Origin of the sequence: Paraburkholderia sp. 32 (genome assembly GCF_050435345.1) — a bacterium.
In the GTDB taxonomy this organism is placed as follows: Bacteria; Pseudomonadota; Gammaproteobacteria; order Burkholderiales; family Burkholderiaceae; genus Paraburkholderia; species Paraburkholderia tuberum.
This window is the reverse complement of sequence record NZ_JBNDKD010000002.1, coordinates 259,653-284,283: the sequence shown is the minus strand read 5'-3', so window position 1 is coordinate 284,283 and position 24,631 is coordinate 259,653. Positions and strand designations below refer to the sequence as shown.

Here is a 24,631-nt window from a genome sequence, read left to right as displayed (position 1 = left end):
GGGAATGACGCATCCCTACGTTCGTGCGTGGCTTCGATCGTTTCCCATGCGTCTATCCATAGGAGCAGCAGATGGACAGCAAGACACTCACGGCGAGCGTCGACGATGCCGCCGACATGAAGTCAGGAACGGGAAGCCCGCAGCTTTCCTGGTATGCCGAAGCCGGTCCGCACGCGCGTCGCGCGTTCTGGAGTTGCAAGGTCGGCTACATGCTCGACGGCATGGACACGCAGATGCTTTCCTTCGTCATCCCGACGCTCGTCGCTACCTGGGGCATCTCGCTCGCGGACGCCGGCTTCATCGGCACGTTGACGCTGCTGTCCTCTGCGCTCGGCGGCTGGATTGCCGGCATTCTTTCCGATCGCATCGGCCGTGTGCGCACGTTGCAGCTCACCGTCTTGTGGTTCGCCGTGTTCACCGGCCTATGCGGCCTCGCGCAGAACTACGGCCAGTTGCTCGCGGCTCGCGCGTTGATGGGCTTCGGCTTCGGCGGCGAGTGGACGGCGGGCGCGGTGCTGATCGGCGAGGTGATCCGCGCGCGCGACCGCGGCAAGGCGGTCGGTCTCGTGCAGTCGGGCTGGGCGCTCGGCTGGGGCATGGCGGCCCTGCTCTACGCGGTGCTGTTCTCCGTGGTGGCGCCTGAAATCGCGTGGCGCGCATTGTTCCTGATCGGAGTCGTGCCTGCCCTGCTCGTGCTCGCGATCCGCCGCTATGTGAAGGAACCTGAAGTATTCGAACAGGCCAGGGTTCAGCAGTACGACACTCAAGACACGCCGCGCTTCACTGAGATCTTCTCTCCCAGGCTGCTTTCGACGACACTGCGCGCCGCACTGCTTACGACGGGCGCACAGGGCGGCTACTACGCGATCACGACGTGGCTGCCGACTTTCCTCAAGACCGAACGTCATCTCACGGTGATGGGCACGGGCGGCTATCTGGCGACGATCATCGCGGGCTCGTACGCGGGCTATCTGTGCAGCGCGTGGCTCACGGACCGCATCGGCCGCAAGCCGAACTTCATTTTGTTCGCGCTGGGCTCGATGGCGATTGCCTTCGCGTATACCTCGCTGCCGCTCACGAATGCATCGATGCTGTGGCTCGGCTTTCCGCTCGGCTTTTTCGCGTCGGGCATTTTTTCCGGCATGGGCGCGTTTCTCACCGAACTGTTTCCGACCCGTGTGCGCGGCTCGGGCCAGGGGTTTTGCTACAACGTCGGCCGCGCGATCGGGGCGCTGTTTCCGGTGCTGATCGGCGTGCTGTCGAGCCGCTTCGGCCTGGGCACGAGCATCGGGATTTTCGCCGTGGCCGCGTATGGCGTACTGATCATCGCCGCGCTTACGCTGCCCGAGACGCGCGGTCGCGAACTCGAATCGGCCTGATTTTCACCTTGCGCACACCACTACCACTTTCGCATCACGACCACGACACCATGAAGCACGATCACGCCTCCGATGTTTGCACGCCGTCCCGCTGGCAGTTCTGGATCGACCGCGGCGGCACGTTCACCGATATCGTCGCGCGCCGCCCGGATGGCACGCTCACCACGCACAAGCTGCTTTCCGAACACCCGGAGCAGTATCGCGATGCGGCTGTCGCCGGGATTCGCCATGTGCTTGGCCTGCGAGCCGGAGAACCCATTACGTCGCGCGACGTCGAGATGGTCAAAATGGGCACGACGGTCGCGACCAACGCGCTGCTCGAACGCAAGGGCGAGCCGGTAGCGCTCGTCACCACGCGAGGCTTGCGCGATGTGTTGCGGATCGCGTATCAGAACCGCCCCCGCCTGTTCGATCTCGACATCGCGTTGCCGGAAGCGCTCTATGAGAGCGTGGTGGAAATCGACGAACGCATGAGCGCGCAAGGCGAAGTGGTCGCGACGCTCGATCACGCGGCAGCGGAGCGCGCACTGCGCGAGGTCTACCACAAGGGCATCCGCGCGCTCGCAATCGTGCTGATCCACGGTTATCGCCACACGTCGCATGAAAGCGAGCTTGCGGATCTGGCGCGCCGAATCGGCTTCACGCAGATCTCGGTGTCCCACGAAGTCTCGCCGCTGATGAAGATGGTCTCGCGCGGCGATACGACCGTGGTGGATGCCTATCTGTCGCCCATCCTGCGCCGATATGTGGATCAGGTCGCCAGCGAAATGCCGGGCGTGAACCTGCAGTTCATGCAAAGCAGCGGCGGACTGACACGCGCCGATGTCTTTCAGGGCAAAGATGCGATTCTCTCCGGCCCGGCGGGCGGTATCGTCGGCATGGTGCGCGCGGCACAGGCAGCGGGCTTCGAGCGCGTGATCGGCTTCGACATGGGCGGCACGTCGACGGACGTCTCGCACTTCAACGGCGAGTTCGAGCGCGTATTCGAAACGCAGGTGGCAGGCGTACGGATGCGCGCGCCGATGATGAGCATCCATACCGTGGCGGCAGGTGGCGGCTCGGTGCTCGGCTTCGACGGCGCCCGGCTGCGTGTCGGCCCCGACTCGGCGGGCGCCAATCCGGGTCCGGCGGCGTACCGGCGCGGCGGCCCGCTCGCGGTCACCGACTGCAACGTGATGCTCGGCAAGATTCAGCCCGACTATTTCCCGCGCGTCTTCGGTCCGAACGCGAACGAGTCGCTCGATCGCGAGGTCGTCGCTGAACGCTTTCGGGCACTCGCCGATGAAATCTTCGCGGCTACGGGTCAGCGTCGCACACCGGAAGAGCTCGCTGAAGGTTTCCTGGAGATCGCCATTGGCAGCATGGCTAACGCGATCAAGAAAATTTCAGTGCAACGCGGCCACGACGTCTCGCAGTATGTGCTGACGACTTTCGGCGGCGCGGGCGGCCAGCATGCGTGCGGTGTGGCCGACGCGCTCGGCATGACGCGGGTGTTCGCGCATCCGCTTGCCGGTGTGCTCTCCGCTTACGGCATGGGCCTCGCGGATCAGACGGCGATGCGCGAGCGAGCGCTCGAAATCTCGCTCGACGACTCATCGCTTGCGACGCTGGAAGCCGCGCTCGATGCGCTCGCGGCCGATGCAACCGGCGCACTGCTCGAACAGGGCGTGGACGCCGCGCGTATCACGACTGAGCGACGTGTCCATCTGCGCTATCAGGGCACCGATTCATCGCTCGCAGTGCCAGCGGGCAGCGTCGATGCGATGCGCGCCGCTTTCGAAGCTGCGTATCGTCAACGCTATGCGTTCCTGATGGCAGATACGCCGCTCATCGCGGAACTCGCTTGCGTCGAAGCGATCGGCCATGCCGACGCGCCAGTCGATGCCGGCAGCCTGCCGCAGCGCGCGGCAGGCGACGCGCCCCATGCGCAGTCGGTTGTGCGCATGTATTCGAGCGGTAGCTGGCACGACGCATCGCTCTACCAGCGCGAAACGCTGTGCGCAGGCGACACGCTCGACGGCCCGGCGATCATCGCCGAAAAGAACGGCACGACCGTGGTCGAGCCGGGATGGCAGGCGGTGCTGACCGTTCAAGGCAACGTGGTGATGACCCGCGTGCAACCGCTGCCCACGCGCCGCTCGATCGGCACCGAGGCCGACCCCGTGCGCCTCGAAATATTCAACAATCTGTTCATGTCGATTGCCGAGCAGATGGGATTGCGTCTGCAAAACACGGCGTATTCGGTGAACATCAAGGAGCGCCTCGACTTCTCGTGCGCGATCTTCGATGCTGCGGGCAATCTGATTGCGAACGCGCCGCACATGCCCGTGCATCTGGGATCGATGGGCGAGAGCATCAAGACCGTCATCGAGCGAAATCGCGGCGCGATGCGCGACGGCGATGTGTTCATGCTCAACGACCCGTATCACGGCGGCACACATTTGCCCGACGTGACCGTCATCACGCCCGTGTTCGCGGACGGTTCGGCCGAGCCGCTCTTCTACGTCGGCTCGCGCGGCCACCATGCGGATATCGGCGGAATCACACCCGGTTCGATGCCAGCCGCTTCGTCGCATATCGAAGAAGAAGGCGTATTGGTCGATAACTGGCAGCTTGTTTCAGCGGGCGTGCTGCGCGACGCCGAAACACGCGCGCTGCTCGCATCGGGCCGCTATCCGGCACGCAACGTCGCGCAGAACATGGCCGATCTGCGCGCGCAGATCGCAGCGAACCAGAAGGGCGTGGACGAGCTGCGCCGCATGGTCGCGCAATTCGGCCGCGACGTGGTGCTCGCCTTCATGCAGCACGTGCAGGACAATGCCGAAGAAGCGGTGCGCCGCGTGATCGGCGCCCTCAAGGATGGCGCGTACCGTTACGAACTCGATAACGGCGCGGTGATCGACGTCGCCATTCGCGTCGATGCTGCGACGCGCAGCGCGACCGTGGACTTCAGCGGAACGTCCGTGCAACTGCCGAACAACTTCAACGCGCCGAAGGCGGTCTGCATGGCAGCCGTGCTGTACGTGTTCCGCACGCTCGTCGGCGACGACATCCCGCTCAACGCGGGTTGCCTGAAGCCCCTCTCGGTGATCGTCCCGGACCGCTCGATGCTCAATCCGGTTTATCCGGCAGCGGTGGTCTCGGGCAACGTGGAGACATCGTCCGCGATTACGAATGCGCTCTATGGCGCGCTGGGCATCGTCGCGTCCAGTCAGGGCACGATGAACAACTTCACGTTCGGCGACGCGCGCTACCAGTACTACGAGACGATCGCAGGCGGCAGCGGCGCGGGCGATGGCTTCTGCGGCGTCGACGCCGTACAGACGCACATGACCAACTCGCGCCTGACCGATCCCGAAGTGCTCGAATGGCGCTATCCCGTGCGGCTCGAGTCGCACCTGATCCGCGCGGAGTCGGGCGGCGCGGGACGCTGGCGCGGCGGTAACGGCGCGATCCGGCGCATCCGCTTTCTCGCGCCGATGACCGCGTCGATTCTCTCGAACAACCGCATTCACGCGCCTTTCGGCGCGGCAGGTGGACGCGCGGGAAGGCGGGGCAGCAATCGCGTCGAGCGCGCGGACGGCGAGATCGTCGCATTGGGCCATATCGCCAGCGTCGAGATGGCCGCGGGCGACGTGTTCGTGGTGGAAACGCCGGGTGGCGGGGGTTTCGGGGAAGCGTAATGCTTCATGGACTGCGGATGTTCAATGCCAGACAGCGGCGTCGGCTCGCGTCTCACTCGAACCGGCGCCATATTTTTACGCCATCACGCGTCGACGATCACTTCGAAACCGCCATAGATTAGCCGCTGACCGTCAAAAGGCAGCGGATCTTTTTCCGGTTGCAGCCGTTGGTCGGCCATCACCGCTTTCATCCCTTCGTCTCGCGACTGACGCGACGGCCAGACAACCCAGGAGAACACCACCGTCTCATCATCCTTGCGCTTGATCGCCATTGGGAACGACGTCACCTTGCCCTCTGGCACGTCATCTCCCCAGCACTCGACCACCTTCAACGCGCCGTACTCCTTGAAGACGGCCGCCGCTCTTTCGGCGAACTGCCTGTAAATTTCGCGGTTGGCCGTAGGTACGGGGACAACAAATCCATCGATGTAATTCATTTGCAATCTCCTTGTTTGCACACGCACAGTAGGTGCCTGTTGGCAGCCCATCGCAACACGGCCGCCCATACGCACGACGAGCGGGGAGTCAAAAAATCGACAATAGTCGCGTCCCTTTGCTCTGATAGCCTGCGGCTCTATCTGAATGCGCTGCCCGATTCTGGCGAAGCAACGAAATGCCCCGGCGTCACGCCGACCGCGCGCCGAAAGTGTCGGCCAAGGTGACTTTGATCGAAAAATCCGACTTCGGCAGCGACCTCACAGGGCGGGACGCCGTCACGCAATAGCCGTTTAGCGTGCTGGATTCGCACCAGACACACATAGCGATGAGGCGAAATACCCACCTCTTTGCGAAACAGGGTGGCGAAGCGCGAAACACTCAACCCGGCGGTGCCGGCGAGCGTCGCGAGGCTGACGGGCTGCGCGAACGAACTCTCGATAAAAGCCACGGCCCGCCTGATCGCGCGCGACATCGCCACGGTCCTGTCGCCTGCGCAGTCGTAGAAGACTCCGGTCATGTTCTATCCCCTCGCGCTACGTTTTCGTAGCGGCATCAGACCCGCACCGTGCCAGACCGCGCGAGCACGCTCGCCGCAGCAGCACCGTCGGGCGGCCCGCTCTGGTACCGCTCCAGTTCCGCTTCGCTGCGATGGCACAGCACCTGCGCGCCGCTCGCGAGCGTGCGCACGCTCGGCGACGTGCGATTGCAGACACCGTCGATGCGCATCGGGCATCGCGCGAGAAATGTGCAAAGCTCCGGCTCATGAGTCGACTCACCGATCGGCGGCAACGTCTGATGACAACGCTCGCCCGCTTCTTCGAGCCAGCCGGCGCGAAGCTCCGGCGCCGACGACACGAGCAGATGCGAATACGGGTGATACGGCGGCGCCGACAACGCGTCGCGGTTGCCCGTCTCGACGCGGTGCCCCGCGTACAGCACGACGATGTCGTCGCTGATCGCACGCACCTTGGCGATGTCATGCGTGATGAACAGATATGACACGCCAAGCTTCTTTTGCAGATCGCGCAGCAGCTCGAGAATGGCAGCGCCGACCACCGTATCGAGCGCGGACGTGACTTCGTCGCACAGGATCAACTTGGGTTCGGCGGCCAGCGCCCGCGCGAGATTCACGCGCTGTTTCTGCCCGCCCGACAGCTCTCCGGTGCGCCGCTGCGCCAGCTCGGCAGGCAGGCGCACCAGGCCGAGCAGTTCGGCGACGCGGCGCCGCGCGGCCTCGCCCTTCATGCCGTGATAGAACTTCAGCGGACGCGCCAGCGTGCGCTCGACGGTATGCGTCGGATTAAGCGCGGTGTCGGCGTTCTGGAACACGATCTGGATACAGCGAAACTGTTCGCGGCTGCGGCGGCTGAGGTTGGCGGCGAGCGGCTCACCGTCGAGCAGCAGATTGCCGCGCGCCATCGGCACGAGCCCGGCGATCACCTTCGCGAGCGTCGTCTTGCCCGAACCGGATTCGCCGATCACGCCTACCGTCTGACCACGATCGATCACGAGGTCCACGTCGCGCAGAATGACCTTGTGCGGCCAGCCCTTCGCGTCGGTGCGGCCGTAGCCGGCCGTCAGACCGCGCAGTTCGAGCAGCGGCGTGTTCGGCTGGGCTGCGTCGGGAGCCGCCGAGGTGCAGGCAGCCGGGGCGACGGGCGTCACGGCAGCAATCAGGCTTTGCGTGTACGGGTGCGCCGGCGCATGCAGAATCTGTTCAGTGCGGCCCGTTTCGCGGATTTCACCATTGCTTAGCACGACGATGCGATCCGCCATCTGCGCGACCACCGCCAGATCGTGCGATACGTAGACGGCCGTCATTCCGCATTGGCGGATCACGCTGCGAAACGCTTGCAGCACGTCGATCTGCGTGGTGACGTCGAGCGCCGTGGTCGGTTCATCGAGGATCACGAGTTCGGGGTCGGTGATCAGCGCCATCGCCGCCATCAGCCGCTGCAACTGGCCGCCCGACACCTGGTGCGGGTAGCGCCGGCCGATCGTCTCCGGCTCCGGCAGCGCGAGCGCGCGGAACAGTTCGACCGCTTTGGCCCGCGCGGCGCGCTTGCTGAGCGTGCCGTGAATCAGCGCGCTTTCGATCACCTGGTCCATGATCGGGCGCGCCGGGTTGAACGCAGCGGCCGCGCTTTGCGCGATGTAGGCAACCTTGCGGCCACGCAATCCCGCGAGCGCTTTCGGCGAGAGCCCGAGCACGTCGGTGTCGCCCACCCGGATCGCGCCGCCCGCGATGCGGCAGCCGCTGCGTGCATGGCCCATCAGCGACAGTGCGATCGTGGTCTTGCCCGAGCCCGACTCGCCGATCAATGCGAGCACCTCGCCACGCGCAATTTCGAAGTCGATGTCATGCACGATCGTCGTATCCGGCTCGCCGGGCCGGCTTCCCACCACGCGCAGCCCCCGTACCTCGACCAGATTCGACGGCGGTAGCGGCGCGGTCCTCGAGACGGCCTCAAAGGCCGCGTGAGCACGTCTGAAAAAGGGTGCCTTCATCAGTGGCCTCCATCGGCATCAGGCATGCCCTTGCGGCGCCCATGATGCGGCAGTCCGTCGATCAGCAGGTTCACGCCGACCGTGAGGATCGCGATTGCGATCGCGGGCAGGATCACGACCGGCACGCCTTCACCGAGGCCGGCGATGTTCTCGCGTACCAGCGAACCGAGATCGGCATACGGCGGCTGCACGCCGAGACCGAGAAAGCTCAGGCTGCTCAATAGCAGCACGACGAAAGTGAAGCGCAGTCCGGTGTCGGCGAGGATCGGATGAATCATGTTCGGCAGCATCTCGAAGCACGCGATGTAGAGCGCGCTTTCGCCGCGCGCCCGCGCGACCTGCACGTATTCGAGCGTGCCGATATTGACCGCCAGCGAGCGGGCGATCCGGTACGAGCCCGGCATGTAGCTGATCGCCGCGGTCACGATCAGCAACGGCAGTGACGAGCCGAACGCGGCGACGATCATCAGCGCGAACATCTTCGACGGGATCGACGTCACCGCGTCGAGCAGCCGGCTCATGATTTCGTCGATCCGGCGGCCGGCCACGGCCGCCAGCAGTCCCAGCATGGTCCCCGTGAGCGCCGCGAGCAGCGCCGCCGCCAGCGCGAGCACGACCGTCAGGCGCATCCCGTAGATGATGCGGGTCAACATGTCGCGACCCAGGTAGTCGGAGCCGAACGGCAGCTTCGCGCTGAAGCCCGCGAATACGTCAGGCGTGAGGATCGCGCCGATCGAATGCGGCGCGAGCCACGGTGCGAACGCCGCGACGAACAACGCGCAACTGACCATCGCCAGGCCGATCCAGCCGCCGGTCGACAGGTTCATGCGTTGCGCGAGGCTGCGACGGCGCACCGGTCGAGGCGCCGGGCCTCCGCCGCCGCCCCAGGACCGCGCGGGATCGGCGCCCTCCGGCATCATGCTGCTGCGTTGCACCGGTTCGAGCGCACCGAGCCGGTGAGGCGCATCGGAAGAAGGTCGAAGAATCGTCATGTCCGCAGCCTCGGGTTCGAGATGATGGCGCACAGGTCGGCTAGCAGCACGAGCAGCAGATAGCCGAGGCAGAACAGCAGCGTGCAGGCCTGTACGAGCGGGAAGTCGCGGTTGCTGACCGCGTCGACCATCAGGCTGGCGAGGCCCGGGTAGTTGAAGATGGTCTCGACGACGATCACGCCGCCAAGCAGATAAGACAGGCTCAGCGCGATTGCATTGGCGATCGGGCCGATCGCATTCGGCAGTGCGTGGCGCAGTACCACGCGGGCGGGGCTCGCGCCCTTGAGCATCGCCATTTCCACATACGAAGAACTGAGTTGCTCGATCACCGCGGCGCGTGTCATGCGGGCCATCTGCGCGATCACGACCGCGCACAGCGTGACGACCGGCATCGCATACGCGCGCAGAAAGTCGTGCAGGCTCTCGATCTCACCGCTGTACGACAGCGCCGACAGCCAGTGCAGCTTGACGGCCAGCACCAGCACCGCCAGCGTCGCGATCAGGAACTCGGGCGTGGCGACCAGCGACAGCGTACCGAGGCTCACGATCCGATCGATCAGCGAGTCGCGCTTGACTGCCGCAAGAATGCCCGCCGACACCGCGATCGGCACCGACACCCCGGTGGTGATCGCCGCGAGGGTCAGCGACTTCGGCAGGCGCCCTTCGATCATCTCGGACACCGGCAGATTGCTCGACAGCGACACGCCAAAGTTCGCGTGCAGCAGACCGACGAGCCAATGGAAGTACCGCAGGTATGCCGGCTGGTCGAGGCCGAACTGCAGCCGCAGCGCCGCGACCGTATCCGCCGTCGCCGACTGGCCGAGCGCGGCCTGCGCGGCATCGCCCGGCAACAGGTTGGTGATCACGAAGATGATGATCGAGACAATCAGCAGCGTCAGCGCAGTGACGGCGACGCGCCGGCCGATCAACTGGGCGATATTCCCGTTCATGGGCATGAGCTCCTCGGTTAGGCTGCGCGACACGGCGAGTCATACATGAGCCGTGCCGCTCGGGTGCGCCGCGGCTGCCTGCCGCGAGCGGCGCGGCGGGGGCCACCCGCCGCGTCCGGGCGCTTCAGCGGGTCACGCGTTCCACCACACGTACTCGGCGAAGTTGAAGCCCATCATCGCGCCGGTAGGCACGGGCTGGAGCCCTTGCAAGTGCTTGTCGTTCGCATCGAGCAGGCTCAGGAACGTCGGGATGCCAATGCCGCCCTGCTCCGATACCAGCACCTGCATGTCGCCGTACATCTGCTTGCGTTTCGCATCGTCGGTTTCCGAGCGGGCCGCGGCCAGCAACTGGTCGAACTTCGGGTTGTTCCAGCCCGACTCGTTCCACGGGGCGTCCGACTTGAAGAACTGCGTGAACAGCACATCGGCGCTCGAGCGCGGATTGACGTTGCCGAACCCGAGCGGATGCTTCATCCAGTGCGTCGACCAGTAACCATCCGCCGGCACGCGGTTGATCTCCAGGTTCACGCCGATCTTCGCGGCGGACTGCTGCAGCAGCACACCCATCTCGATCGAGCCGTTCGCGTCGGTCGTCGCATAGATCGGCGGCAGCGCCGTACCGATTGCTCCGGCTTTCTGGAAGTGGAACTTCGCCTTGTCCGGATCGTGCGGGCGCTGCGGCAGCGACGCATTGAAGTAGCGGTGTCCGGGCGGAATCGGTTGATCGTTGCCGATCACCGCATAACCGCGAAACACCGCCGAGCGGATCTGCTCACGGTCGAACAGATACTTCATGCCCTGCACGAAATCGGGGTTGCCCGTCAGCGGGTTGTCGCGGCGCATGATCAGATCGGTATAGAGGCCCGACTTGGTCTCGCGCACCTCGTAGCCCGGCGTCGCGGCAATGCGCTGCGTCGCGCGCGGATCGACGGAATTGATCAGGTGAACATCGCCGGACAGCAGCGCATTCACCCGTGCCGCGTTATCGCCGATACCGATCAGCTCGATCTGGTCGAGGTAAGGGCCGCCGCCGGTCTTCCAGAAACTGTCGTTACGGATGCCGACGGTCGAAACGCCGGGCTTGAACGTCTTCAGCTTGTACGGGCCGGTGCCGACGGCCGTCGTGAAGTCCGTCGTGCCGTCCTTGATGATCACGAATTGCGGCGTGGCAAGAATCACGGGCAGGTCCGCGTTGGCGGACGCGAGCGTCAGCGTGACTTCGTTGGGACCGGTCTGCTTCGCCTCCACGAACTGATCGGCCAGCGTCTTCACCTTCGACGCCGTTGCCGGATTCTTGTGACGCATCAGCGAGTAGACGACATCGGCGGGCGCGAGTGGCTTGCCGTCGTGGAACGTGACGCCTTTGCGCAGTTTGATCACCCACACTTTCGCGTCGCTGGTGTCGATCGATTCGGCGAGATTCATCCTCGGCGTCAGCGACGAATCGAGCTGCGTCAGGCTGCTATAGAACATGAAGAAGCGGATGTAATCGGAGCCTGCCGAACCCTTGGCCGGGTCGAGCGTATCCGCGGTCGAGGATGCGTCGTAGGCCACCCGGATCTTGCCGCCTTTCTTCGGCGTGGGTGCCGCGAATGCCGGGCGAGCCCCCGCCAGCAGACCTCCCGCGCCGGTGGCAAGGATGCCGCCGGCGGCCAGCAAACGCATCATGTCACGGCGGCTGAAGCCGCCCGTTTTGATTGGGTCGTCGTACATGCAACTGCTCCTCACTCGGGATTGAACGCGGGGTATCCAGCATTGGTGTTCGACGGCGCTCCGCGTGCTGGTCGCGGCGCGGTGGCATTGCATGAATCGATTTAAGCACTGCAAAAAATGGCGTTGATCGCGTATCGGTGGACTCGACCATTCGAAAACATGGTTTTGAGTGGTCAAAACAGCATGATTTGCCGCTCCTGGCGTTGACCCTGATGTTCTGGACAGGACGCCTCCCCACGATGAGAAGTTCGTACTAGTCAATCACCGGGCAACGTGCAACAGTCGCGGCACGGCCGACTATTCACGGAGCGCCCCGTGTCCGATCCAACGCCTCACGCACGTTTCACCTACAGACGCCTGACAGCCGACGACATCCCTGCCGCTCAACGCCTGTCCGCCGCGATTGGCTGGCCGCATCGCCGTGAAGATTGGCGGTTCTCGGCGCGCACCGGGATCGGCTTCGTCGCCGAGACGGCGGGCGCGCTGGTCGGCACCGTGGTGTGCTGGAAGTTCGGCGCGGATCAGGCGACGCTGGGCATGCTGATCGTCGCGCCGGAGCATCGCGGCGTGGGTATCGGCCGCACGTTGCTCGCGCACGCGCTCGACGAGCTTGGCAAGCGTGACATCACGCTCTATGCGACCGAGGCTGGCCTGCCGTTGTGCGACGCGCTCGGCTTCGAGCGCTGCGGCGCCCTCGACCAGATGCAGGGTGCGGCGTTCCGGCCGCCGCTCGTTGCGCTGCCCGCCAACGAGCGGCTGCGCCCGCTCGGGGCGAGCGACGCGCAGCAACTCGTCGCGCTCGAATCACGCGCTAGCGGCCTCGATCGCAGCCACGTACTGCCGCCGCTGCTCGATCTGGCCGACGGTATCGCGCTCGATCGCGACGGCGAACTACTCGGCTTCTCGCTGTTCCGCCGCTTCGGACGCGGCTTCGTGATCGGCCCCGTCGTCGCCAGCGCGTTTCCCGACGCCGTGCGGGCCAAGGCGCTGATCAGCCATTGGCTCGCGCTGAACGAAGGCGCGCTGGTGCGCATCGACGTGCCGCACGGGCACGGCCTGCGCGAGTGGCTAACCGGCCTCGGTCTCGCACGCTCGGAGACGGTCGTGAAGATGCGCCGGCTTGCATCCGCGCCAGCCGATGGCGAGTCGAGCCGCGCCGACCCGGGGCTGCATCAGTATGCGGTGATCGCGCAGTCGCTCACCTGAGCCAGGTGAAGCCACGCTGAACCTGAACCCGCTGCACCGCGGCGCCTCTCTCTTCCACACGCAAACACGGCCGCTCATGCACGGCAGCGTTGGGGTTCGCCCTGCTATTAAGCACGCCCAGCAGAAAATGCTGTCTGCGGGGTGAAAAACGCTGCGTCGACGCTCTTTAGGCTTTTTTTTGGCTGAACGGCACGCATACGGCTGTCGCTACCATCGAGGGGTGACTCTTACCTGATCGCCACGTGCGGGGAACCACCATCATGTCAAACTCATCGCTGATCGACGCCGACCGCAAGCACCTGATTCACCCGGTCATCAACTATCGCGCGCACGAAGCGCGCGGCACCACCGTACTCGAATCCGGCCAGGGCGCGTATCTGCGCGATATCGACGGCAACGAACTGCTCGACGCATTTGCGGGCCTGTGGTGCGTGAACGTGGGTTACGGCCAACAGAGCATCGTCGAAGCGGCGACGCGCCAGATGATGAAGCTGCCCTACGCGACCACCTACTTCCACTTCTCCTCGGAACCCGCGATCGAACTGGCCGAAACACTGGTGTCGCTTGCGCCCGCTTCGCTGCAGCACGTCTATTTCACGCTCGGCGGCTCCGATGCGATCGACTCCGCGATACGCTTCATCACGCATTACTTCAATGCAACGGGGCGCCCGGCGAAAAAGCAGATGATCGCGCTCGAACGCGGCTATCACGGATCGTCGTCGGTCGGCGCGGGGCTCACTGCGCTGCCCGCGTTCCACCGCAACTTCGACCTGCCGCTGCCGCACCAGCACCATCTGCCGTCGCCGTATGCGTACCGTCAGCCGCAAGGCGGTGACGCGCAAGCGCTGATCGCCGCATCCGTCGCCGCGCTCGAAGCGAAAGTCGCCTCACTCGGGGCGGAGAACGTCGCCGCGTTCTTCTGCGAGCCGATCCAGGGTTCGGGCGGCGTGATCGTGCCGCCGGTCGGCTGGTTAAAGGCGATGCGCGACGCGTGCCGCCGCCTCGACATCCTGTTCGTCGCCGACGAGGTCATCACGGGCTTCGGTCGTACCGGCCCGCTCTTCGCGTGCGAGGCCGAACAGGTCGAGCCTGATCTGATGACGGTGGCGAAGGGGCTGACCTCCGGTTATGCGCCGATGGGCGCGGTGCTGATGTCCGACGAAATCTACCAGGGCATTGCAGGCGATGCGCGCGATACCGCGGTCGTCGGTCACGGTCAGACCTACTCCGCGCATCCGGTAAGCGCCGCCATCGGGCTCGAAGTACTGCGTCTCTATCAGGAGGGCGGTCTGCTCGCGAACGGTATCGCGCAGGCACCGCGCTTTGCCGCTGGGCTCGACGCGCTGCTCGATCATCCGCTGGTGGGTGACTCGCGTCATCGCGGGCTGCTCGGCGCGCTGGAACTGGTCGCGGACAAGAACTCGCGGGCACGCTTCGATCCGTCGCTGAAGCTGCCGGACCGGATCACGGCCGCAGCCTACCGCAACCGCCTGGTGTTCCGCGCATTCGGCGACAGCATTCTCGGTTTCGCGCCCGCGCTGTGCTTCGGTGAGGCCGAGTTCGAACAACTGTTCGGCCGTCTGCGGCGCACGCTCGACGACGTGCTCGAGCAGGCGGAGGTGCGTGCCGCATTGCGCGGCGCGAGCCGCGCGGCCGCCTGAGCGCGTGATAACATCGGCCTGCGCGTTGCTTGACCAAGGCGAAGCGCAACGAAGCGAAAAGCAGAACCTTCGACGGGCAGACCGATACATGACGACAAGCGGCGACACGAAGCTGGACCGGATCGACCTGCGTATTCTTTCGCAACTCCAGAAGAAAGGCCGTATCACGAACGTCGAGCTTGCGGACGCCGTGGGGCTCTCGCCGAGCCCCTGTCTGATTCGCGTAAAAAGGCTTGAAAAAGCCGGCTATATCGTCGGCTACGGCGCACATATCCAACTGCAGAAACTCGGTGACGTGCAGATCGTGTTCACCGAGGTCACGCTCGCCGACCATCGTCGCGAAGACTTCGCCAAGTTCGAGGCGGCGATCCGTCCTGTGGACGAGATCATTGAATGCCATCTGGCGAGCGGCGGCTACGATTACCTGCTGAAGTTCGTCACGCGCAGCGTCAATCATTATCAGAGCGTGATCGAAGGGCTGCTGGAGCGCGACATCGGCATCGAGAAGTATTTCAGCTACGTCATCATCAAGACGCCATTCGTGAAATCCGAATACCCGCTGGAAACGCTCTTCTCGCAGCAGCATCAATGAAGCGGTGATGGTTTCGGCTACGCGCAGCCGGCGGCCCGATCGGGTCGAATGCGTTCGAGGCCACCGGCGCGACGCCGGTGGCCTGTCGACTTGCAGTCAACCATTCGCGCTCAGCCATTCCCCCGGCGTTCTGCCAAGCACACGTTTGAAGTGCCGGCATAGATGGCTTTGATCGAAGAAGCCCACCTCGGTCGCGACGATCGACGGCGGCAAGCCTCGTCGCAACAGGCGCTGCGCATGCCGTACGCGCACCAGCCGCACATATTGCTGCGGCGACACGCCAATCTCCGCGCTGAAGCGCACCGCAAACCTCGAAATGCTCAACTGCGCGACGGCCGCCAGTTCGGACAGGCTGATTGGCTCGGCGAAACAGGCATCGATGAAGTCGAGCGCACGCTGCACGGCGCGGCTCACGCGATTCGGCGCGCGCGTCGGATGACGGCTCGCGCCCGCAAGCTCAGGCGCGGATGATGACGAAGTTGGGCTCAGGCTCAGCATCGACGCTCCGCTCACGCAACGCGCGACGTGGGCGGCACTGTCGGTGCCGTCTCCCGACTGGTCGCGAAGCGGCGGATGTCGAACGGCTCGAGCGGCGTGCTGGTGGCGCCGGTGTCGATCAGTTCGGCCATCGCGTCGCCTACGCCCGGACCAAGCTGAAAACCGTGGCCGCAAAAACCGAACGCATAGAACAGGCCGCCGGTCGTCCCGCTTGCGCCCATGATCGGCTTGTCATCGGGCATATAGCCCTCCACGCCGCTCCACACCCGGATGATGCTCAGCTTGCGCAGCATCGGCGCGACCCGCTGCAGCTGTCTGAACTGCAGCAACGTGCTTGACGGGAGAACCTTCGCGCGACGCTCGTCGAGATACGCAGGCGCGCGCGCGCAGCCGCCGATCACGATATTGCCGCGCGCGACCTGACGGAAATACACCACCTCTTCGATCTGCGGCGACGACACGCCGACCACCGGCTGGATCGCATACGGCACGGGTTCGGTAACGGCCATCTGTGGACCGTTGACGGCGATCGGCACCGCTTCGCCGAACTGCTCCGACAGCAGGTTGCCCCAGGCACCCGCCGTGATCAGCAGCACGGGCGCATGGAACGTGCGGCCGTCGGCGCTCGTGGCGCGAAACTCGGCGCCCTCTTTTTCCACCGTCACGACATCGCAGTTTTCGACGATCCGCGCACCGAGCCGAGCCGCGGCGCGGGCGAACGCGGGCGCCGCGAGGCGCGGATTCGCGTGCCCGTCCATCTGCGAATAGGAGCCCGCCAGCACCTCCGCACCGAGAAACGGAAACCGCGCGCGCAGCGCGTCGCCGCGCAACAGGTCGAGCTTGAGACCGTAGTGCGCGGCCTCCTTCGCATAGGTTTCGAACTGGTCGGCCTGCTCTTCGCGATAACAGACGCGGACATGGCCCGACATCAGAAACTCGGCGTCGTGCTGGATCAATTCCGGCAGACGCCCCCAGATTTCGCGCGAACGGTTCGCCAGCGGCAACTGCGGCAGAAAGCGCCCTTGACGGCGCACGTTACCGAAGTTGGTGCCGCTCGCCTGCTGCCCGACGAGCTGGCGCTCGAGCAGGATCACCGAGCGGCCCCGCTGCCTCAGAAAAAATGCGGCGGACGCACCCATGAACCCGCCGCCCACGATCAGAACATCGGCTTGTGCACGGTTCACTCGGTATCCTCCACGGTCGCGATGGCCAGCGGCTTGACCGGCGCCTGTCCACGAAGTCTGCCAACCTGCTCGAGCGGCACGTTCGCCGCCGCCGCGATCACCTCCGCACCCGCATGGCCGCAGTAACGTCCCTGACAGCGCCCCATACCGACACGGCTAAAGGCCTTGGCACGGTTCGCTTCCTGCGCGCCTTCATCGCGCACCACGCGGCGCAGTTCGCCCGCGGTGATGCCTTCGCACCGGCAAACGATCGTATCGTCGGACAGACGCGCCGCCTGCGCGGCAGGCCACGCAAACGCCTCTGCCAGACCCAGCCGGAAGCGATCCATTTTGCGCTGTTCGCGCGTCAACGCGTCGAGCGTGGTCGCCGCAACGGGCCGCCCGAGATCGCTCAGCGCAGCGTGGGCCGCGAGCCGTCCGGCGACCTCGGCGCCGTCCGCGCCGAGCACGCGCGCGCCATCGCCCGCGATATAGACGCCCTTTTCGCTACTGCGACCGAGTTCGTCGAGTTGCGGCACCCATTGCCGCGTGATCGCGTCGAAACGGAACGCACAGCGCGCGAGATCGGCAAGCTGGGTTTCCGGCCGCAGGTGATAGCCGAGACCGACCGCGTCGCATTCGACCTGCGCGACGTTGCCGCGCGCATCGCGAAAGCGTACGCCAAGCACGCCGTCGTCCGGAGTGCCGAGAATTTCGAGCGGCTCGATGCCGTTTTCCACCCGCACGCCTGAGCGCTTCAACGCGCTCACGAGCGCGCGGCCCTTGCGCAACACGTCGACGCGCGCCAGCAATTTGGGCAGCGCGCGCAAGCGCGCACCGGTCTTCGACGTGTCGAGTACTGCCGCTACCCTGGCGCCCGCCTGCACATACTGGTTCGCGACCAGATACAGCAATGGGCCGGTACCCATGAAAACGACCTGACGGCCAATCGCGCAGGCCTGCGACTTCAGCGCGATCTGCGCGGCACCGAGGCTGTAGGTACCGGCGAACTGCCAGCCTTTGACCGGCATCAAACGGTCGGTCGCGCCGGGGCACAGGATCAGCGCGTCGTAGCGCAGCACGCTCGCGTGTCCTTCATGCACGATATGCAGCTTGCCTTGCGCGACGTTCCACGCCAGCGTCTGCGGACGGTAATCGATCTGCGGGCGCAGTCGCTCGAACGTTTGATGGAGGTTCTCCGCGCGCGCGGCTTCCGTGCCGTACAGCTTCGAATACGGCCGCGTGAAGCCATAGGGCTGACGCCGGTAGATCTGGCCGCCATCGCGCCTGCCTTCGTCGACGACGATCGGGCGGATGCCGGCCGCCAGCAGCGTTTGCGCGCAGCGCACCCCTGCAGGCCCTGCGCCGACGATTACGATGCGAGGTTCGGCCATTGCGCCTCCGGTTGCGTCGTGACGACGCGCATGCCTGCTTCGACCACCGTGGTGCAGGCGCGCAGCCGCTCGCCGTCCGCGGTCCATACCCAGCAGTCCTGACACGCGCCCATCAGGCAAAAGCCCGCACGTTGTTCCGCGCCGAACTCGGACTGCCGCACATGCCGCACCGAGCACAGCATCGCAGTGAGCAGCGTGTCGCCGGCCAGCGCTTCGACCGGCGCGCCGTTGATCGTCAGTTCGACTTTGGCGCGAACCGTCTCGCCTACGCGTACGAATCTGCCGTTCATGCCGCGGCTCCTGCCATACCGTCCGGCGCGACATGAGCGTCGCTGCGATTGGTCAGCACGTGGCGCAGGAACTCGCGGGTGCGCGCCTCGCGCGGCGAGCCCAGCACCTGATGCGCCGTGCCCTCCTCGATGATGAGTCCCGCGTGCAGAAAACACACCCGGTCTGCCACCTCACGCGCAAAGCCCATTTCGTGGGTGACCACCAGCATCGTCATGCCTTCCCGTGCGAGGGTGCGCATCACGCCGAGCACTTCGCCGACCAGTTCTGGATCGAGCGCCGAGGTCGGCTCGTCGAACAGGATCGCCTTCGGCTTCATCGCGAGCGAGCGCGCAATCGCCACCCGTTGCTGCTGCCCGCCCGAAAGCTGATGAGGATAGGCGTGCAGCTTGTGGCCGAGCCCCACCTTGTCGAGCAGTTCAGACGCTTCGCGTTGCGCGTCCGCGCGCGCGAGGCGCTTGACATGCACCGGCCCTTCCATCACGTTCTCGAGCGCCGTACGGTGCGGGAACAGGTTGAAGCGCTGAAACACCATGCCGACCTGGGTGCGCAACTGGTTGATGTTACGCGCGCGCTGTTCGACGCGCTCGCCGAGCAGACGAATTTCGCCTTCGTCGTATGACTCCAGCGCGTTAATGCAGCGCAGCAGGGTTGACTTTCCCGAGCCCGACGCACCGATCAGGCAGACCACTTCGCCCTGGCGGACGTTGAGCGAAATGCCCTTGAGAACGGGTACGGTGCCAAAGCTCTTGTGCACATTCGTGATTTCGATCATCGCATCCTCACTTCGCACTTATCTCGCCCTGTGCCGACCGAAACGTCGTTCAAGCGTGCGGGTCATGCTCATCAGCGGCAAGCTCATCGCGAGATAGCCGAGCGCGACGAGCGTATATACCGTCAGATTCTGAAACGTCGACGACGCGATCAGTTGGCCTTCGCGCGTCATTTCGGCGACCGTGATAGTCGACGCGAGCGATGAATCCTTCAGCATCATCACGAGCGTGTTGCTGTACGGCGGCAGCGCGACCTTGATCGCCTGCGGCAGGATCACCCGTATCATCGTCTTCACGCGGCCCATGCCGATCGACTGCGCGGCTTCGTACTGACCCGGATCGACCGCCTCGATACCCGCCCGGAAAATTTCCGCGACGTAAGTCGAGTAACCGAAACCAAGCCCAATGATGCTGGCCTGCAGCGCCGACACCTGGATGTGGATTTCCGGCAGCACGAAGTAGATGTAGAACAGCAGCACGATCATCGGCAGGCCGCGCACGACGTTGATCATCGTGCTCACACCGCGTACGACGAGGGGATAGCGCGACATCTTCAACAATGCCCAGGTCAGGCCGAGCACGGTGCTCAACACCAGACAACCCAGCGTGATGACGATGCTCATCACCGCGCCTTGCAGCAAAATCGGTACAAAGTCGGCTATATCTTGCCAGTGCATGTCGTGCCTTCCATTGCTCTTCGTATTCGTTCAGTCCGCCGCGCCGCTGCGCGACGGACCTGGCAGGACGAGTCCCGCGTCGCCGCGGGCACGGCTCCTTTCACGCGAAGCCAATCAGCTCACGAGGTGCCACTTTTTGAGGATCGCGTCGAGCGTGCCGTCGGCCTTCATCTTCGTCAGCGCGTCGTTGATCTTCGCCATCAGCGCGCTGTTGCCCTTCTTCACCGCGATCGCGATGTCGAACTTTTCCATCGGCACATACGCGTCGTCGACCCGCGTCCCCGCCATCGCGCCCGCTGCTTCCTGGGCCTTCAGGATCGGATAGTCGTTGAAGCCCGCGACGATGCGGCCTAGCGCGACATCGCGCGTCATGTCGGCGGGGCTGTCATACATCTTCACTTCGGTGAAGATGCCGAGTTTCTTCAACTGATCGCCGTAGTCGGTACCGGTCGGCGCCCCGATCGTCATGCCCTTCAGGTCCTGCACCGAGTGATAGACCGCCTTGTTCGTGTCCTTCACGATGATGCCTTCGCCAAACGCCGTCACCGGCTGCGAGAAATCGACCACTTCGGCGCGCTTCGGCGTCGGCGTCATGCCGGCAACGATGATGTCGATCTTGCCCGATACCACCGACTGGATCAGCGCCGAGAACGGCACCGCGTCGTACGACACGTTAAAGTTTTCGCGCTTGCCGATCTCCTTGACGACATCCGGCATCAGGCCTTCGATCTGCTGCGTCTTCACGTTCATGAACGTGGTCGGCGCGCTCGACGGCGGCGAGCCGGCGGTGAGCGTCGCCGTTTCGGCAGCGTGGGCGGCGCCGAACATCATCGTCATCGCGAGGCCCGCGCCGGCGGCAAAGCGCTGCACAGTGTTGAAGCGGACGGCGGCTGCAGGCTGGAACATGAAACGCAACATGGGGATTTCCTCTGGGAATAGTGATTTTCAATCTACGCGCTGCCCGACCATCTAACGGTAGCGATCAGTCGATCCATTCAATGCAGTACATCCTGCAACCTGTAATACGCGCCGACGAGCGGCAGAAACCACGCGCGTCCAAAATGTCCTGGAATCGCGGGCCATTCGAGCGTTCGCCACGGATTGCGCGAGGCGGCGCCGAACATCACGTCTGCCATCAGACGACCCATGTGCACGGACATCTGCACACCGTGGCCGCTGTAGCCCATTGAATAGAACAGTCCTTCATGCTGGCCTGCGCGCGGCAGCCGGTCGGCCGTCATGTCGACGAGGCCGCCCCAGCAATAATCGATGCGCACGTCGGCCAGTTGCGGGAAATAGCGCGCGAGCCCATCACGCAGAATCCGCCCGCTTTTCTCGTCCGAACGCGGATTCGACATCGCGAAGCGTGCGCGGCCGCCGAACAGCAGACGCTCGTCCGGCGTCGCACGAAAATAGTTGCCGATGTTCAGCGTCGTCACATACGAGCGGCGCGTCGGCAACACCGCATCGAGGCGCGCCTTGCCCAGCGGCTCGGTTGCGACGATGAAGCTGCCGACGGGCGCGATGCGGCGCCGGAACCATTGCAGCGGACCAACCTGCGACGCACCGGTGGCAATCAGCACGCGCTCGGCGCGTACCGTCCCGAGCGGACACTGCACGTCGAACGCGTTGCCGCCGAGCGGCTTGAGGTTCGTCACCGGCGTGTTCTCGTAGATCTGCGCCCCACGCCGTGCCGCTGCCGTGCCGAGACCCACGCCGAATTTGCCCATGTGCATCTGCATGCCGTTGCGTTGCACGAGGCCGCCGAAAAAGCTGTCCGACCCGATCTCGTTGCGAATCTGCTCGGGCGGCACGAGTTCGACATCGGAATCGACTTCGCGCCGCAACACCTCGTACGACTTCGCGAGCGACGCGAAATGCTGCGGTTTCGCGGCGAGTTTGATCTTCCCGGAGTGGCGCAGATCGCAATCGATCTGCTCCTCCCCGATGATCGTTTTCACCGTTTCGACGGCGCCGGCATACGCACGGTAGAACTCCGACGCGCGTTCGCTGCCGATGCGCGCGGACAACGCCGCGTAGTCCTGCGCGACGCCCGTATTGCAGTGGCCGCCGTTACGGCCCGATGCCTGCGCCGCGAGTCGGCCCGCCTCGAACACGATCACCGACATGCCACGTTTGGCCAGCTCCAACGCAGCCGACAGCCCGGTGAAGCCGCCGCCGACCACCGCAACGTCGACCCGCTGCGGTAGCGGACCCTGGGCGCCGCTGGTAAAGCGTGGCGCAGTGTCGAGCCAGTAGGAGTCGAGCTTCATCGTGATGCGTTCCTGTCGGTTGGTTGCGCCGCTTTCAGCGGCGCGCGGGAAGCGATGTCGTGAGAAGGCCGGACGTGCGAATCAGAGGCCGAGCAGCGATGCCAGTTGCGGGATGCCCGACACTTCCTTGACGCCGTAATACGGGTTCAGCGGCTCGTGACCGCGGTTGACGAACGCCTTGTGTTTGATGCCCATGTCGTACGCGGTCATCAGGTCATAGCGGAAGCTCGACGACACATGCAGCACGTCTTCCGGATTGCAGTCCAGTTGCGAGAACATGTACTCGAAGGCTTTCTGCAGCGGCTTGTATGCCTGTGCCTGCTGGGCGGTGTAGACCTTGTGGAACGGCGCGCCGAGCTTGTCGACGTTGCTGTGGATCTGGTCGTCCGATGCATTCGACAGGATCACGAGCTTGTACTTCGAGGCCAGTCGCGACAGCCCTTCCGGCACGTCCGCGTGCGGGCCCCAGCTCGGCACGGCCTCGTAGATCTTCAGTGCGGTCGCTTCGTCGAACGGCACGCCGGTGCGTTCGCAGGTGCGGCGCACCGAGTTCACGACCACGTCGCGATAGGGCTTCCATGCGCCCAGCACTTCGTCGAGGCGGTAGCCACGGAAGAACTCGACAAACTCATCCATCTTCGCCTTCTCCAGCTTGTCGCCGTAAAGCTCGCGCGCGGTCTGGCCCATCTGGAAGTTGGTCAGCGTGCCATAGCAGTCGAAAGTGATGTACTTCGGCTCGAAATCGATCATGGTCAACATCCTGTCGTCGTGGCGAACCTGGTTGCAGGCTCGGGGTTCAGTTTCGGGTTGAATCAGTGCGGTTGATGCTTGCGTATATCCGGTGTAAAGCCGTGCTTCACAGCGTTTCGAAATCGATCAGCACACTCTTGTGCCGCATGCTCGCCACCATCGCTTCGCGGCCGAGATCCTTGCCGATACCGGACTGGCCGAAGCCGCCCGTCGGAATGATCATGTCGCCGCTGCGGCCGTAACGGTTGATCCAGATGGTGCCCGCGGCGATGCGGCGCATCGCCCGCAGCGCCTGACCGATGTCGCTGCTATGGACCCCAGCCGCGAGACCGTAGATCGGATGCGCGGCGAGCGCGATGCCCTCTTCCTCGTCGGCGAATGTCTGTACCGTCAGCACCGGGCCGAATAGTTCCTCGCGCACGGCGGGCGTCTCTGAAGTCACATTGGCGAGCAGCGTCGGGCGGTGGAAATAGCCTTCGTCGGTGCCTTCGAAAAAGCCGCCGCCGAAGATCACTTCCGCGCCGCTCTCGCGGCTCTGCCCGATCAGCGCTTCGATGCGTCGCGCCTGGGCGCCACTGATGATCGGCGAATAAGCGGTGCGGCTGTCCCACAGCGGGCCGGGCTCGATCGGCTGCAGTTGCCGTTGAATGGCGGCGATCAGCGGCTCGGCAATGCGCTCGTGCACGATCAGCCGCGTGCCGGCCACGCAGGCCTGGCCGCCGTTGGCCGTAAAGCCGCGGGCGACACAGCGCGCCGTATGCTCGAGGTCCCGCACATGTTCGAACACCAGTTGCGGGCTCTTGCCGCCGAGTTCCAGCGTGACGGGCTTGGTGCCGTGCATCGCGGCGTCGCTCATGATCGCGGCGCCCGTGCGGGTCGAACCGGTGAAGCTCATCTTCGAGATGCCTGGGTGACGCGTCAGCGCGGCGCCCGCCGTCGCTCCACGGCCATTCACCACGTTGAAGATGCCGGGCGGAATGCCGGCTTCGATGGCAAGTTCCGCGAGACGCAGCGTCGAGAACGGCGTCATTTCCGACGGTTTCATCACCACCGCGTTGCCCGCCGCGAGCGCGGGACCGCACTTCCATGAACACATCGACAGCGGAAAATTCCACGGTGTAATCGCACCGATCACACCGTACGGCTCCGATGCAACAAAACCGAGACTGTCGCGGCGCGTGGCCGCGATATCGCCACCGAGCTTGTCGGCCAGCTCCGCGAAGAAGCGGATCGCCTCCGCGGTGAACGGCACATCTGATGTATAGCTTTCCGTCACCGGACGCGTCGAGCTGACCGTTTCGAGTTGGGCGAGGCTCACCGCATCGCGATCGATCAGATCGGCCCAGCGGCTCAGCACCTTCGCGCGCTCGCGCGGAGAGCGGGTGCCCCAGCCGCTCGTCTTCCATGCCGCTAGCGCATTGCTGACTGCGTGATCGACGGTGGCGTCCGACGCGTCCGGCACATGGCCAAGCAGCGCGCCGTCCGACGGCCGGTGAACGGCGATCTGCGCTTCGGCCGCCGAATAGTACGCACCGCCAATGAAATGCCCCTGCGGCAACGGCACGGCTGAAGGATCGAAATCGAGTGACGGAGTGGACATGTCCGGCCTGATCAGTAGGTTCAAGTGTGTGGTGCCGCGTGCGCTCACGCACTGATGACTGCTGGCACCACTCGGCACTGCTGTTCGCCATCG

Annotated in this window: 21 protein-coding genes; 5 read left to right on the top strand and 16 right to left on the bottom strand. The window is 64.8% G+C overall.

Annotated features, from left to right (window positions below):
* Positions 1-71: 71 nt before the first annotated feature.
* Both OKW26_RS16575 and OKW26_RS16570 read left to right on the top strand, forming a co-directional pair.
* Positions 72-1,379, top strand: coding sequence for an MFS transporter (locus OKW26_RS16575; RefSeq protein WP_187630686.1), 1,308 nt, complete (start codon positions 72-74; stop codon positions 1,377-1,379).
* 50 nt (positions 1,380-1,429) lie between these two features.
* Entirely contained in the window at positions 1,430-5,062 is a 3,633-nt protein-coding gene (locus OKW26_RS16570) for a hydantoinase B/oxoprolinase family protein (protein ID WP_090811129.1), read from the top strand.
* Positions 5,063-5,145: 83 nt separating this feature from the next.
* Here the strand turns inward: OKW26_RS16570 and OKW26_RS16565 are convergent, their stop codons facing one another.
* The 6 genes from OKW26_RS16565 to OKW26_RS16540 form a co-directional block, all read right to left on the bottom strand.
* Positions 5,146-5,499 (bottom strand): DUF1428 domain-containing protein, encoded by a 354-nt coding sequence (locus OKW26_RS16565; RefSeq protein WP_184068194.1) that lies wholly within the window; start codon positions 5,497-5,499, stop codon positions 5,146-5,148.
* 137 nt (positions 5,500-5,636) lie between these two features.
* Positions 5,637-5,972 carry a helix-turn-helix domain-containing protein gene (locus OKW26_RS16560; RefSeq protein ID WP_409259726.1) on the bottom strand — a complete coding sequence of 112 codons (336 nt, stop codon included), beginning with the start codon at positions 5,970-5,972 and terminating at the stop codon, positions 5,637-5,639.
* Between the two features lie 80 nt (positions 5,973-6,052).
* Positions 6,053-8,008, bottom strand: a complete 1,956-nt coding sequence (locus OKW26_RS16555) for an ABC transporter ATP-binding protein (protein ID WP_429354420.1) — start codon at positions 8,006-8,008, stop codon at positions 6,053-6,055.
* Positions 8,008-9,000 (bottom strand): ABC transporter permease, encoded by a 993-nt coding sequence (locus tag OKW26_RS16550; protein WP_429354419.1) that lies wholly within the window; start codon positions 8,998-9,000, stop codon positions 8,008-8,010. The genes OKW26_RS16555 and OKW26_RS16550 overlap by 1 nt, the downstream gene beginning before the upstream one ends.
* The gene (locus OKW26_RS16545; protein WP_026226132.1) at positions 8,997-9,950 is read right to left on the bottom strand and encodes an ABC transporter permease; all 954 of its coding nucleotides are present in this window, start codon (positions 9,948-9,950) and stop codon (positions 8,997-8,999) included. Before OKW26_RS16545 ends, OKW26_RS16550 begins: the two co-directional genes overlap by 4 nt.
* A gap of 132 nt (positions 9,951-10,082) precedes the next feature.
* Positions 10,083-11,663 (bottom strand): ABC transporter substrate-binding protein, encoded by a 1,581-nt coding sequence (locus OKW26_RS16540; protein ID WP_184068202.1) that lies wholly within the window; start codon positions 11,661-11,663, stop codon positions 10,083-10,085.
* A 315-nt stretch (positions 11,664-11,978) separates the two neighbouring features.
* Between OKW26_RS16540 and OKW26_RS16535 the strand changes: the two genes are divergently transcribed.
* From OKW26_RS16535 to OKW26_RS16525, 3 genes are all read left to right on the top strand, one after another.
* Positions 11,979-12,869, top strand: a complete 891-nt coding sequence (locus OKW26_RS16535) for a GNAT family N-acetyltransferase (RefSeq protein ID WP_429354418.1) — start codon at positions 11,979-11,981, stop codon at positions 12,867-12,869.
* A 260-nt stretch (positions 12,870-13,129) separates the two neighbouring features.
* Positions 13,130-14,530, top strand: a complete 1,401-nt coding sequence (locus OKW26_RS16530; RefSeq protein ID WP_429354417.1) for an aspartate aminotransferase family protein — start codon at positions 13,130-13,132, stop codon at positions 14,528-14,530.
* 88 nt (positions 14,531-14,618) lie between these two features.
* Positions 14,619-15,122 (top strand): Lrp/AsnC family transcriptional regulator, encoded by a 504-nt coding sequence (locus tag OKW26_RS16525; protein ID WP_090811115.1) that lies wholly within the window; start codon positions 14,619-14,621, stop codon positions 15,120-15,122.
* 96 nt (positions 15,123-15,218) lie between these two features.
* Here the strand turns inward: OKW26_RS16525 and OKW26_RS16520 are convergent, their stop codons facing one another.
* The 10 genes from OKW26_RS16520 to OKW26_RS16475 form a co-directional block, all read right to left on the bottom strand.
* Entirely contained in the window at positions 15,219-15,620 is a 402-nt protein-coding gene (locus OKW26_RS16520; protein WP_184071916.1) for a helix-turn-helix domain-containing protein, read from the bottom strand.
* A gap of 11 nt (positions 15,621-15,631) precedes the next feature.
* A complete protein-coding gene (locus OKW26_RS16515) occupies positions 15,632-16,804 on the bottom strand; it encodes an NAD(P)/FAD-dependent oxidoreductase (protein ID WP_429354416.1) in 1,173 nt (390 codons plus the stop codon).
* Positions 16,801-18,177: an FAD-dependent oxidoreductase gene (locus OKW26_RS16510; RefSeq protein WP_429354415.1), complete on the bottom strand. Its 1,377-nt coding sequence runs from the start codon at positions 18,175-18,177 to the stop codon at positions 16,801-16,803. Before OKW26_RS16510 ends, OKW26_RS16515 begins: the two co-directional genes overlap by 4 nt.
* The gene (locus OKW26_RS16505; RefSeq protein ID WP_184044624.1) at positions 18,156-18,467 is read right to left on the bottom strand and encodes a (2Fe-2S)-binding protein; all 312 of its coding nucleotides are present in this window, start codon (positions 18,465-18,467) and stop codon (positions 18,156-18,158) included. Before OKW26_RS16505 ends, OKW26_RS16510 begins: the two co-directional genes overlap by 22 nt.
* Positions 18,464-19,240, bottom strand: coding sequence for an amino acid ABC transporter ATP-binding protein (locus OKW26_RS16500; protein ID WP_187613521.1), 777 nt, complete (start codon positions 19,238-19,240; stop codon positions 18,464-18,466). The genes OKW26_RS16505 and OKW26_RS16500 overlap by 4 nt, the downstream gene beginning before the upstream one ends.
* 18 nt (positions 19,241-19,258) lie before the next feature.
* On the bottom strand, positions 19,259-19,915 hold the full coding sequence (locus tag OKW26_RS16495) for an amino acid ABC transporter permease (RefSeq protein WP_018422365.1): 657 nt from the start codon (positions 19,913-19,915) through the stop codon (positions 19,259-19,261).
* 114 nt (positions 19,916-20,029) lie between these two features.
* Complete coding sequence (locus OKW26_RS16490; RefSeq protein WP_184005820.1) at positions 20,030-20,833, bottom strand: ABC transporter substrate-binding protein; 804 nt, start codon at positions 20,831-20,833, stop codon at positions 20,030-20,032.
* A gap of 77 nt (positions 20,834-20,910) precedes the next feature.
* Positions 20,911-22,188 (bottom strand): NAD(P)/FAD-dependent oxidoreductase, encoded by a 1,278-nt coding sequence (locus OKW26_RS16485; protein WP_429354414.1) that lies wholly within the window; start codon positions 22,186-22,188, stop codon positions 20,911-20,913.
* An 81-nt stretch (positions 22,189-22,269) separates the two neighbouring features.
* Positions 22,270-22,938 (bottom strand): haloacid dehalogenase type II, encoded by a 669-nt coding sequence (locus OKW26_RS16480; protein WP_429354413.1) that lies wholly within the window; start codon positions 22,936-22,938, stop codon positions 22,270-22,272.
* Between the two features lie 106 nt (positions 22,939-23,044).
* On the bottom strand, positions 23,045-24,538 hold the full coding sequence (locus OKW26_RS16475; protein WP_429354412.1) for an aldehyde dehydrogenase family protein: 1,494 nt from the start codon (positions 24,536-24,538) through the stop codon (positions 23,045-23,047).
* Positions 24,539-24,631 lie beyond the last annotated feature (93 nt).

Bases quoted from the DNA above. Each gene is read 5' to 3' on its own strand.
- OKW26_RS16575 (WP_187630686.1), top strand. From the start codon at position 72: ATGGACAGCAAGACACTCACGGCGAGCGTCGACGATGCCGCCGACATG.
- OKW26_RS16570 (WP_090811129.1), top strand. From the start codon at position 1,430: ATGAAGCACGATCACGCCTCCGATGTTTGCACGCCGTCCCGCTGGCAG.
- OKW26_RS16565 (WP_184068194.1), bottom strand. From the start codon at position 5,499: ATGAATTACATCGATGGATTTGTTGTCCCCGTACCTACGGCCAACCGC.
- OKW26_RS16560 (WP_409259726.1), bottom strand. From the start codon at position 5,972: ATGTCGCGCGCGATCAGGCGGGCCGTGGCTTTTATCGAGAGTTCGTTC.
- OKW26_RS16555 (WP_429354420.1), bottom strand. From the start codon at position 8,008: ATGAAGGCACCCTTTTTCAGACGTGCTCACGCGGCCTTTGAGGCCGTC.
- OKW26_RS16550 (WP_429354419.1), bottom strand. From the start codon at position 9,000: ATGACGATTCTTCGACCTTCTTCCGATGCGCCTCACCGGCTCGGTGCG.
- OKW26_RS16545 (WP_026226132.1), bottom strand. From the start codon at position 9,950: ATGAACGGGAATATCGCCCAGTTGATCGGCCGGCGCGTCGCCGTCACT.
- OKW26_RS16540 (WP_184068202.1), bottom strand. From the start codon at position 11,663: ATGTACGACGACCCAATCAAAACGGGCGGCTTCAGCCGCCGTGACATG.
- OKW26_RS16530 (WP_429354417.1), top strand. From the start codon at position 13,130: ATGTCAAACTCATCGCTGATCGACGCCGACCGCAAGCACCTGATTCAC.
- OKW26_RS16525 (WP_090811115.1), top strand. From the start codon at position 14,619: ATGACGACAAGCGGCGACACGAAGCTGGACCGGATCGACCTGCGTATT.
- OKW26_RS16520 (WP_184071916.1), bottom strand. From the start codon at position 15,620: ATGCTGAGCCTGAGCCCAACTTCGTCATCATCCGCGCCTGAGCTTGCG.
- OKW26_RS16510 (WP_429354415.1), bottom strand. From the start codon at position 18,177: ATGGCCGAACCTCGCATCGTAATCGTCGGCGCAGGGCCTGCAGGGGTG.
- OKW26_RS16505 (WP_184044624.1), bottom strand. From the start codon at position 18,467: ATGAACGGCAGATTCGTACGCGTAGGCGAGACGGTTCGCGCCAAAGTC.
- OKW26_RS16500 (WP_187613521.1), bottom strand. From the start codon at position 19,240: ATGATCGAAATCACGAATGTGCACAAGAGCTTTGGCACCGTACCCGTT.
- OKW26_RS16495 (WP_018422365.1), bottom strand. From the start codon at position 19,915: ATGCACTGGCAAGATATAGCCGACTTTGTACCGATTTTGCTGCAAGGC.
- OKW26_RS16490 (WP_184005820.1), bottom strand. From the start codon at position 20,833: ATGTTGCGTTTCATGTTCCAGCCTGCAGCCGCCGTCCGCTTCAACACT.
- OKW26_RS16485 (WP_429354414.1), bottom strand. From the start codon at position 22,188: ATGAAGCTCGACTCCTACTGGCTCGACACTGCGCCACGCTTTACCAGC.
- OKW26_RS16480 (WP_429354413.1), bottom strand. From the start codon at position 22,938: ATGATCGATTTCGAGCCGAAGTACATCACTTTCGACTGCTATGGCACG.
- OKW26_RS16475 (WP_429354412.1), bottom strand. From the start codon at position 24,538: ATGTCCACTCCGTCACTCGATTTCGATCCTTCAGCCGTGCCGTTGCCG.